9 protein-coding genes are annotated in these 11,409 nt (G+C 38.9%); 6 read left to right on the forward strand and 3 right to left on the reverse strand.

What is annotated here, in order from left to right; genetic code table 11:
- Positions 1-285 precede the first annotated feature (285 nt).
- The 4 genes from ACI35L_RS08815 to ACI35L_RS08830 all read left to right on the forward strand — a co-directional run bounded on the left by ACI35L_RS08815 (position 286) and on the right by ACI35L_RS08830 (position 5,191).
- Complete coding sequence (locus tag ACI35L_RS08815) at positions 286-1,428, forward strand: BMP family lipoprotein (protein ID WP_439802695.1); 1,143 nt, start codon at positions 286-288, stop codon at positions 1,426-1,428.
- Between the two features lie 127 nt (positions 1,429-1,555).
- Positions 1,556-3,088 carry an ABC transporter ATP-binding protein gene (locus tag ACI35L_RS08820; protein WP_439802696.1) on the forward strand — a complete coding sequence of 511 codons (1,533 nt, stop codon included), beginning with the start codon at positions 1,556-1,558 and terminating at the stop codon, positions 3,086-3,088.
- Positions 3,081-4,232 carry an ABC transporter permease gene (locus ACI35L_RS08825; protein WP_049672300.1) on the forward strand — a complete coding sequence of 384 codons (1,152 nt, stop codon included), beginning with the start codon at positions 3,081-3,083 and terminating at the stop codon, positions 4,230-4,232. The genes ACI35L_RS08820 and ACI35L_RS08825 overlap by 8 nt, the downstream gene beginning before the upstream one ends.
- Positions 4,232-5,191, forward strand: coding sequence for an ABC transporter permease (locus ACI35L_RS08830; protein WP_049672299.1), 960 nt, complete (start codon positions 4,232-4,234; stop codon positions 5,189-5,191). Before ACI35L_RS08825 ends, ACI35L_RS08830 begins: the two co-directional genes overlap by 1 nt.
- 255 nt (positions 5,192-5,446) lie before the next feature.
- On the opposite strand, the gene ACI35L_RS08835 is transcribed toward ACI35L_RS08830, so the two are convergent.
- Entirely contained in the window at positions 5,447-7,825 is a 2,379-nt protein-coding gene (locus ACI35L_RS08835) for a penicillin acylase family protein (RefSeq protein ID WP_439802698.1), read from the reverse strand.
- A gap of 88 nt (positions 7,826-7,913) precedes the next feature.
- Positions 7,914-8,768, reverse strand: coding sequence for a DegV family protein (locus tag ACI35L_RS08840; RefSeq protein WP_439802697.1), 855 nt, complete (start codon positions 8,766-8,768; stop codon positions 7,914-7,916).
- A 148-nt stretch (positions 8,769-8,916) separates the two neighbouring features.
- Between ACI35L_RS08840 and ACI35L_RS08845 the strand changes: the two genes are divergently transcribed.
- Complete coding sequence (locus tag ACI35L_RS08845) at positions 8,917-9,480, forward strand: TetR/AcrR family transcriptional regulator (RefSeq protein WP_049672297.1); 564 nt, start codon at positions 8,917-8,919, stop codon at positions 9,478-9,480.
- 609 nt (positions 9,481-10,089) lie between these two features.
- Here the strand turns inward: ACI35L_RS08845 and ACI35L_RS08850 are convergent.
- Positions 10,090-10,245, reverse strand: a complete 156-nt coding sequence (locus tag ACI35L_RS08850) for a helix-turn-helix transcriptional regulator (protein WP_231589554.1) — start codon at positions 10,243-10,245, stop codon at positions 10,090-10,092.
- Between the two features lie 292 nt (positions 10,246-10,537).
- On the opposite strand from ACI35L_RS08850, the gene ACI35L_RS08855 reads away from it, so the two are divergent.
- On the forward strand, positions 10,538-11,305 hold the full coding sequence (locus ACI35L_RS08855; protein WP_049672295.1) for an alpha/beta fold hydrolase: 768 nt from the start codon (positions 10,538-10,540) through the stop codon (positions 11,303-11,305).
- Positions 11,306-11,409 lie beyond the last annotated feature (104 nt).

Consider the following 11,409-nt stretch of genomic DNA (forward strand, 5'->3'; position numbering starts at 1 on the left):
TTCAATTTGATTAAGGGAGTTTACACTGATGTCAGTGGAATGATTATTAGATATTTCGTCTTTTTATTAAGTTTATACATATATAGCTATTTTTCTAGTTGATTTTCAGCTTATTAACGAATATTAATTTATATTAACAAAGAAACATACGGATTTCTTATTGACGGGTGAAATTTCTGATGTTACTATTGGTGAGTAAAAATGAAATTATTTTAATATAACATTATTGGCGTAAAGATTACAAAGATAACACTTTCATAGGAGTAACATAGGAGGATCATTTCGATGAAACAGAGTATGAAAAAAATAGTAATGGTGTTATGCATGGCTTTATTGACAGCTGCCATGGCAGCGTGCGGAAATAGTGAAAATGGAGGACAGTCCGGTACAAATGAAGACGGATTGAAAATTGCGATTGTAACAAGCCTTACTGGTGTTGATGATGGTAACTTCAATGAAAATAACTATAATGGCATTTTGAACTTTATCAACAATCATCCAACAGCGACTGTAAAGGCTATTAAAGAAGAAACGGGCGATCCTGCTGCAGGTGTACAAGCAGTCGCTGATATCGTGGCAGACTATGATGTTATTGTAACACCAGGGTTCCAATTTGCAGGGGTCTCTAGTGTTGCTTTAGAAAATCCTGATAAAACATTTATTTTAATTGATTCTGAGCCTACACCTGTAGGGGATCAAAAGACATTCGATAATATCTATTCCATGAGTTTCGCTGAACAAGAAGGTGGATTTTTCGCAGGAATGGCTGCTGCACTTGAAACGAAATCCAATAAAGTAGCGGTTGTCAATGGGATTGCGTATCCATCCAATGTAAATTATCAATTTGGCTTTGAATCAGGCGTAGAGTTTGTTAATAACACTTTTGATAAAAATGTTGAGGTTGTTGAATTATCCGGTTATGCAGGGACTGATGTCACAGGCACTGATGTCGGCGGTAACTATGCAGGATCTTTTGGTGATGAAGCAACTGGAAAAGTGATCGGAAATGCATTGATCAAAAAAGGTGTAGACCAAATCTTTGTTGCAGCTGGCGGCACAGGCAATGGTGTATTCACGGCCGTTAAGGAAGCAAAAGGAGACGTAAAAGTAATTGGCTGTGATGTTGACCAATATGATGACGGTGTAAATGGTTCTGAAAACATCGTATTAACATCTGCTGCTAAATTTATGGGCATGAACGTTGAAAAGCAATTGAATGCCATTGTTGACGGAAGCTTTAAAAGTGGAAATGTAGTTCTTCATGCAGATACAGATTCTACTGGATTTATTAAAGATGAAGGCCGTCACCAATTATCAGAGGATACACTTAATAAAATGAATGAAGCGTACGAGTTAGTGAAAGATGGCACAATCGTACCTGCGTCTAACTTTAATGGCCATACGCCAGAAAAGTTCCCAGGGTTGTAACATTCAATAGAAACACATTATGGAATGAACCATTAGAAGTTTATCACTTCCTGAATTTTAGCGGGTCAGGAAGATGATAAACTTCTAATTTTTTCCCTTTTAATTATTGTGATAAAGGAGAAGAAAGATGTCTGATTATATTGTAGAGATGAAACATATAACCAAACGCTTTCCTGGAATAGTAGCGAATGATGATGTGTCCATTAGTATAAAAAAAGGAGAAATTTTCGCCTTACTTGGAGAGAATGGTGCGGGTAAATCAACATTGATGAGTATGCTGGGCGGTATGTATGAACCGGATGAAGGGGAAATTTACATCCGGGGTGACAAAGTGGATATCAGTTCGCCTAACCATGCGGCGAAGCTTAATATAGGGATGGTCCATCAGCATTTTAAGTTAGTCTCTGATTATACGATTACAGAGAATATTATTCTAGGAGTTGAGCCGATAAGAAAATTTGCAGGTCTCTTTCCTTACGTTGATATTCGAAATGCTAATCGTAAAATTGAGGAGCTGTCCAAAAGCTTTGGGTTAGAAGTGGATCCTACGAAAAAAATAGCCGATTTGAACGTTTCCATGCAGCAGCGAGTGGAAATTCTAAAGGTGCTTTATCGTGAAGCAGATATCCTTATTTTTGATGAACCGACTGCCGTCTTAACGCCACAAGAAATTGAATTCTTGCTGGGTATTATCAAAGGTCTGCGAGACGGCGGAAAAACCATCATCTTGATTACGCATAAGCTGGAAGAAATCAAGAAAGTGGCAGACCGATGTGCTGTATTGAATAAAGGGAAATTAGTGGATGTATTAGATGTAAAGACGACTTCTGTTAATCATATGGCTCAATTAATGGTTGGCAGAGAGGTAAGCTTTGAAGCTGAGAAGGCGCCTGCTGAGTTTAAAGAGGAAGTATTGAAGGTAGAGCATCTAACGGTAAAAAATGAAGATGGGTTCGAAGTGGTTAAAGATGTTTCGTTTACGATTCGCGGCGGTGAAATATTCGCTATTGCTGGAGTTGCAGATAATGGACAGGTTGAAATAGCGGATGCGATTGCTGGGTTAACAAAGGTCAGCGGCGGAAACATTTTCCTTGGCGGCAAGGATATTACGAATGAAACGATCAGAAACAGAACAGAAGCTGGAATCTCTTATATACCTGAGGACAGGCATAGCTTTGGACTGTTTTTAGATTTTGATTTAGCTACTAATTTAGCCTTAAAGCAGTATTATAAGGAGCCCTACTCTCGTAAGGGAATCCTCAATAAAGAAGAATTTGAGCAATCTGGCAGCAGGCTGATCGATAAATATGATATTAGAAGCGGACAAGGCGTTAAAACGCAAGTTCGTTCGATGAGCGGCGGTAATCAGCAAAAAGCCATCATCGCCAGAGAAATTGAATTGCAATCGCCCCTCATGATTTTTGTTCAGCCAACAAGGGGTGTAGATATTGGTGCAATCGAAAATATCCATAAGATGATCATTAAGGAACGTGACCGTGGAAAAGCGATTCTCCTTATTTCGTTGGAGCTGGATGAAATCATGAATGTAGCGGATACGATAGGAGTTATCTATAATGGCCAGCTTCAAAAGATTGCTAGCAGGGAGTCATTAACGACCAATGAAGTCGGTGAATATATGATGGGGGCAAAGCATGAGTAAAGATAATAAGAATAAAAACTTGCGTAATCGTCTTATTCGGCTAATGAGTAAGGAGAAATGGCAATCAATCTCCATTCCATTAGTCGCCATAATTATGAGTTTTATTGCTGCGGCTATTGTTATCCTTTTAATCGGCAAAAATCCTTTGCAGGCGTTCTGTAACCTATTCCAAGGGGCAGGAATCATGCCGAAGCCATCTTATGCTGGCTATAAAAGCATGCTGACTGATTTCATGAGTTTGTTGAATGCGATGACGCCGCTTTTATTTGCGAGCTTGGCAGTTGCAGTAGCATTTAGAGCGGGTCTATTTAACATTGGGGTTGCCGGCCAAATGCTCGTCTCTGGTTTTTTTGCGACGATTATTGTTGGCTACAGTGGTTTGGATGCGATGATTGCAAAGCCGCTTGTATTACTGATTGGTATCGTCGTCGGTGGACTAATGGGTGGATTAGTAGGCTGGTTAAAATATAAATTCAACATCAATGAAGTCGTATCGACGATTATGTTGAATTATATTGCTCAATATGTCATTAGCTTTTTTATCCAAATGTATTATATTGATCCGGTCTCAAGGCAATCTCAATATATTTCTGAAGCTGCAAGATTAACATTAGTGAATGTCGAAGTAGGGGACCTGAAAATGGATATCCCATTAGGCTTTGGTTTGGCTATCATTACCGCTATTTTAATCAAGTATGTCATGGACAAAACAGTGGTTGGTTTTGATATGAAAGCGGTAGGTTCCAACCGTAATGCTGCCAAATATTCGGGAATCAATGTGGGAAGAAATACAGTCTTAGCCATGGTTATTTCAGGTAGTTTGGCTGGACTTGCAGGTGTTACGTATTATTTAGGTTATTACGCTTCCATACAGCCAAAAGTATTATCAGACATCGGCTTTGATTCCATTGCTGTAGCTCTATTAGGAAATTCTCATCCAATTGGTGTTATTTTTTCTTCATCCCTAATATCAATCATTGATCAGGGTAGCACGTATATGAGTTCACAGGCAGGAATTAGACAAGAAATTTCTTCTGTGATCGTCGGACTGATTCTATTGTTTAGTGCATGTGGTGTATACCTGAAATATAAAATCAGCTGTATGAGTGAAAAAGTAGAGGAACGAAAGGAGCGTAAATCATAATGGATACAGTAATTATTGATGGCTTATCCTTTGCTTTGCCTCTTTTTATGATGGCGATAGGCGGTATATACAGTGAAAAGAGCGGTATTACCAATTTAGCACTTGAAGGCTTTCAAGGGTTTGGGGCATTCATCGGAGCGCTATCAGCTATTTTGATCGCAAATGCGTTTGGTACAGATATTCAAGATTTATTTTATGTGGCATTACTATTTGCCATGGTCGGCGGGATGGTTTTTGCTATTATTCATGCTGTCCTTTGTATTAAGTTTAAGGCCAATCAAGTAATCAGCGGTGTCGTCATTAATATTTTGGCGTTGGCGCTGACTACGTTCTTGACGACACAAATCAATTCGCTTGTCTTTGGAACGGCTTCGGATAAGTTCCAGTTAGGTGTCATGGAGCGGTTTACCATTAGTGGTTTAGCCGATATACCAGTAATAGGTGCGATTTTTACGAATGTGTATCCGTTTGAAGTGATGATCATCGTGATTGCCATTTTTGCTTGGTATCTTTTATACAAAACAAAATTCGGCATACGCTTACGAGCGTGCGGGGAAAATCCTCATTCGGTGGATGCTGCAGGTGTAGATGTAACGAAAATCAGGTTTACAGCCGTTTTGATATCCGGTCTATTATCAGGTCTTGGCGGCATGTGTTTTGCCTATTCCATTTCAGCTAACTTTTCCTCTAGCATTTATATGGGGTATGGATTCTTAGCTATTGCCGCATTGATTTTCGGAAACTGGAAGATTGTCCCGACGCTAGCTGCTTGCCTTTTATTTGGATTTGCGAAATCCGGTGGTGCTTTTATTGCTCAGTCCATGGCATTGCCAAGCAGCTACACTGATCTATTCATGATCCTACCTTATGTAGTAACGTTATTGTTATTAATCTTTTTCTCTAAATCCAACCGTGCTCCGAAAGCATTAGGTGAGATTTATGATAAAGGGAAGAGGTAAATGAAATAAGGCAGCAGTCCCTAGTATGGTATGGGGCTGCTGCCTTATATTTTTTATGTCATATAATAAGCTATCTACCAAGCGCTATCCCAAGGGGATTGCAGCTTGCGCAGTAGGATAATTTGGCCAATATGATATAAATTGTGCATATCGCTGTATCTATCCATTTGGCGCTGGTGATTAGCAAAAGAATTGTTTACTTAATTTTGAGGAAGAAAGGAGTTGCAATCGATGATTGCAGCTCCTCCGCATCCCTTAATTAGGTGACAAGCTTAATGTCTGATCTTCACTGACTGGTTCATTGAGAGTAGTTACATGATAGTCTCCTGTCACCCAATCTTCAAATTGGTTATTATACCATTCGCTTTTGAAATGTCCGGATTGTCCTGGACCAACTATATGATAGGCTTTGCTAAAATCACTTGTGTCAATGACATACCGCCAAGAAGCGCCGTGATTCACTATACCGGTTTCATCATTTCGTCTAGCCGCTTGAACGGTCACGGCACTTCCGCCAACCGGGATGGCATCCCTACTATTGAAAATATGCTGCAGAGGGCTCACTCTTGATAAAGGGTGCGAAAATTGCAGCTTATGCTCATCTCCCCATTGCCATTTGCTCATATCGTCTCCATAACGTTCGGATAATGTGTCGATTGTTTGTTTCAGTGCCTGATGGATGACCTTGGACAAACCGCCGTTATTGTCAATCCAAGGTCCTTCCTCACCTTCATTGGCACGTCGAATGAGCTCGTCAATGACTTGATTTTTGCCTTCAAAGAGGTCCATCATTTCATCTGGAATTTTCTCCCCAAACAAAACATCCGAGATCTCTAGCAGTATGGTCTGGAAGAGCAATGGAGCTGTTTCTGCTTGATCATCTTCAAAATCCCACTTCTTTAGGAGGTTTACGGCCTCTTTTTCTTTTTCACTTAATTTCTGATTTAATAATTGTTCAAGGAAAATTGGAACAAATTCTTCGGCTTGCAGGTTTTTAATATCCATTTGCAAAGCCTTCATATCCTCAACCGTAAATGTTTCTTTCGAGTTCAAAACCTCGAGAATTCGTTGCTGGCGGTAGGGCTGCGCCCATACATTCGAGATATGGTATGGATAGGAATCGTCTACAATCTTATTATTTGCGGTTGCAATAAAACCTTCTTCAGGGTTGATGAGTGTCGGCAATTCATTATGTGGAATATAACCTTCCCACTCATACTCATCATTCCAGCCTGGAACGGGCACTAAGCTTTCGCCCTTTTTTCGAATCGGGATATTCCCTGATGCTTTGTAGGCGATTGTTCCGTCTTTTGCCGCAAATACAAAGTTTGATGAAGGTGCTTTGAAGTGTTCGATTGCTGCATCGAATTCTTCCCAGTTACTTGCCTTATTCATCAAAGGAATGGCTTCTAAATCCTGTGTCGCCTCTAAGGCGGTCCATTTCAAAGAAAGGGCGGTATCGCTTGCGTTATCATGCGCAAATTCTGAAATAACAGGACCATGGCGAGTGACCATTACTTCAAGGTCAATGGCTTTTTGGCCTTTTACTTTTATGGTCTCAGTAATAATCTCTGCGTCTATCCATTCATCATTATATAAATATTGTTCCGGATTATCAGGATTTATTTTTTCTATATACACATCCTGCACATCTGGCCCTACATTTGTAATTCCCCATGCAATATTTTCATTATGTCCGATGATAATGCCTGGAATTCCCGCAAATGTGACACCGCTCATGTTTTGTTCATTTGACTGTAAAGTTGATTGATACCAGATTGATGGCGTCATTAATCCTAGATGCGGGTCATCTGCCAAAAGGGCTGATCCGCTTTCACTTTTCTCTCCACTGATGACCCAGTTATTGCTGCCGTTGAATTCATCGGGAATATGGGCGCTGGCAAAGCTTTGTTCCCAATCAATAGCCCCTTCTTCAATGACAGTCGGTGCTTCCTTTGGATACGCAGGGAATAAATCCATTGCCTCTTCTTCGGTAAATTCGCTTAATAGATAGCTGCGAAAGACTTGGCCTTCCCAATGTCCGCCTAAATCGTAAGCCATGTACTTTACGATTGTTAACGTATCAATGACTGTCCATTCAGAAGGCTCATATCCTAATAAGGTGAACTCAACTGGCAGCTTATTGTCAGAAATGGCTTCTTTCATGAATGTATTCACGCCATCTGCGTAGCTCTGTAGGTACCCCTTCATTTCATCTGAATACCCTTTATAAGAAGCTTCGGCAGCACGCCTTAAGCCAAATGTACGAAAAAATTTATCCTGTTCTACTGAGCTTTCACCGATTACTTCGCTTAATTGCCCTGAGGCCTGCCGTCTGCTTAAATCCATTTGGAAGAGACGGTCCTGTGCCGTTATATAACCTTGTGCCATGTATAAATCATGGTCATTTTTCGCTTTTATATGCGGAACACCTTCTTCATCACGTACAACCGTTACTTTATCTTTTAATCCTTCAAGCTTTATTTCTCCGGAAATTTGCGGCAATGAGCGCTTTGCATACATATTTGCAGCGACAAAAATGACTGAAAGGATAATCACAAGTCCAAGAACAGAAAAACCGATAATCTTTGGCCACCTTCGCTTTTTTCGCGCTGGTTGGCTGGCTATATCCATTTGCATGCAAGTAAGTCCCCCTTAATAAAAATCTATCTTTTTACTATCCAATGTATTAATTCTTAATAGGAGGGAAAATATCCTTCTATCAATTTTTTAGATAAGCAAGTCCTAAGCATCCTGGGCCAGTATGACTGCCAATGGATGGGCCAATCTCCGTGAAGAATACTTGTGAGAAATGCTGGTCCAATTCGAGGTCTGCTTTTAAGGTTAAGGCTCTATCAAGATTATTGGAATGCAAAATACAAATCATTTCCTTTTCTGTTGAGGAGGTCAGAAATCTATCTTTTATTTGCTTGATAGCACCAGAGGTTTTTCTGGCTTTGCAGACAGATTCAATGGTTCCATTGTCTGTAACAGACAGGATTGGCTTAATACCGATGATACCGCCTATTTTGGCGATAGCCGGGTTAAGTCTGCCGCCTCTTGCTAGATAATGCAAATCATTCACATAAAATTCAACGTGGTAGGAATGCTTAGTTTCATTCAGATAATCAACAATCTGGTCGTAGGAATACTTCTCATCTCTCATCATACAAGCCTTGATCACCATCATTCCCATAGCCATAGAAGCGGTTAAGGAATCTATCACGGTAATCCGTTGATCCGGATAGGAATCTAGCAATTCAAGGCATGCCAATCTTATATTATTAAAAGTACAGCTTAATGAACTGGAAAGGGCCACACAAATGACATCATTTCCTTTATCCAGCTCAGCTTTCAGTAAATCCATGGCAGATGAAGGAGAACTGGCGCTTGTTTTAGCAATCTCTCCATTCGCTAATCTTCTATAAAACTCCTCGCTATCCATCATACGTTCTGAGCCATACTCTATGTTATCCTCAAAATGAAAATGAAGAGGGATTAGTTTAATATCATATTTATCGATAACCTCAACAGGGATATCGCAACTTCCATCCGTGATAATTGAAATGTTCTTCATGAAAACCTCCATTAGTTGTTAAACACTGTGTTGTATAAAAGATGTTATCATTGTATAATGAAGCAACCATCACATCAATCAACAATTAACGACAAAATGTAAGTTATTAAACACTATTTCATAACTTGTTTATGAATGGGAGGTAAAAATGGAAGATCGGCGGATAAAATATACTAAAAAAGTAATTAGAGATAAATTTATCGAATTGCTTGAACAAAAACCAATGAATAAGATAACAGTAACCGAGCTATGTTTACAATGTGAAATCAATCGGGCTACATTTTATCGATATTACGATGATGTATATGATTTGATGGAGAAGCTAAAAAGTCAGTATGTTTGTGAACTAAAGGAGGCCATCTCTATTTCAAAAGATGACTATACAATTTCTGGATTTACGAGTGAAATTCTCGAGGTGATTTTGAGGAATAAGGAACTGAGTAGAGTTCTCTTCAGCTTGAAGAACGGGAAAGATTTTTTAAATGATGTCTTGGATATTGCTCATCAGAAATGTGTAGAAAAGTGGAATCGTTATGGGAAAAATGTGCCCCAAGCACAGGTGGGGTATCTATCCACGTTTATTACTGCAGGGACAATAGGGATACTAAATGAATGGATTCAGAATGATTTTAAGGAATCATCTTCTGAGATTGCAAATATGATTGAAGATATCAGTCATTATGGGATTGCAAAAATTATTTATGGAAAGTAATGAAAACAACTATCTTTAGTGACGGTTAGTTGCATAGACTTTTAAACATTGTATGAAATATATGTAGGGAGGATACCCCCAACATCTTATACGTTGCCACATACAATTCACGCACGTTAAGCGTGTAGCATTAATAGAAGAGAAATAGCTTAATTTCAATTGGTTTAGAGAATGTTAAATAAAACGTGAGAATGCTATATCTTCCCTCGAACTAAGGGTTCGGGGTTTTTTTTTATCCCCTAAGTTTTCTAATAGTAAGGGATAACTGCTGACCGATCAGGTTTTTTGGCTACAATAAGATTTTTTGCAGACGGCAACTCTAATCAATAATGAAGGGTAGCTAGGGATGTCAAGAGGGTTATTAAAGATAACCTTAGCTGAATGATTAGTCTATTTATTATTCTGAGATTAAATGGATTTCTCGACCGAGTTCTCTATGATGGAACTCATATCTGCATACCCATAATACTTAACATGCATGACAGCTTTTCCCTTAGAAGCAAATCTTTTAAAACCTTATCCTTATGAACAATCAAGCAATCCAGCTCAGGATGTTCTTCTTCAAAAAAATCTTCTTTCCTCTCTTCATATATACTCGATACGTAGTACTTATTCTCCTTTGAAGGTAATCTGGTATGCTTTCCTTCTGCCATCATCTTGAGCAAGTGTAATAAGACTGTCCTTTTGCATCCTTGATAGTACTCCATAAAGTGTCCTAGGTCCCATATTTACTCTGCCGTTTGAAACCTGTGTAATAGGATGCATGAGTTGATATCCATGGTTTGGACAATTTATGCTAGTAATACCTAATACATTGCTTCAGTCATCGGACTGCCGTTAAATGCCGTCATTTACATTCTTTCATTCGTTTTCAATTTATTATGTAATGCTATATATCGGAAGACAGAATAATGGCGGAAAGAGTTAGGTATGTAAATTTGAAAGAACTAATTGAAAATTTTTATATTGATGGAAACATGTGTAATATATGAAACCAATCCATAGTAGTAATCGTATTAATAGAATAAGATAAAAAACATCAAAGGATGAAACGTACTTGATACATTACAAAATATACAGTCGACAACATAAAGAGTGGGTAGTTCTAGTACATGGAGCTGGCGGGAGTTCAAGTATTTGGTACAAGCAGATTCGTGCTTATCGCAAGCATTTTAATGTGTTGGCGGTGGATTTGAGAGGACACGGTGCTTGTATGATTAAGAATAGCCCGACAAAATATACACTTGATTTAGTTTCTAAAGATATTCTTGATGTGCTAAATTCTCAAGGAATTGAAAAGGCTCATTTTGTTGGAATATCATTAGGGACCATGCTTATTCGCCATTTGGCCGAAACTCATCCTGAGCGTTTCCATTCGATGCTGCTTGCAGGAGCGGTGATTCGAATTACACCGAGATTGCACGTTTTCCTCGGTCTGGCGAATGCATTTAAGAGGATGGTTCCGTTTATATGGTTATATAAAATGTTTGCATGGGTCTTAATGCCCCGGAAAACACATCAATCATCGAGGCATCTTTTCATTCAAGAGGCTAAGAAACTCAAGCACAGAGAATTTTTGCGATGGTTAACTTTAACGGCAGGGATTGCAAAATATTTAGTGAAGATTAATGAAAAGGATACAAGCATTCCGTCTCTATATGTTATGGGAGATGAGGATTATGTCTTTTTAGAGCCGGTCAAGCAGTTAGTGAAAGAACAATCCTCCAGTCAGCTGGTAATCCTCAAAGATAGTGGTCATGTATGTAATGTCGATCAATCTGAGAAATTTAATGAAGTATCGCTGCAATTTTTACGGGCAGTATAACAGTATAAAATGAAGACGAATTCTTGATTATCTGGAATTCGTTTTTTTATGTTTAAAAGATCCTGCATACTGGACTCTACGGAAAGTTTGTTGCGGGAAGATAG

Source organism: Pradoshia sp. (genome assembly GCF_051873915.1).
Taxonomy (GTDB): domain Bacteria; phylum Bacillota; class Bacilli; order Bacillales; family Pradoshiaceae; genus Pradoshia.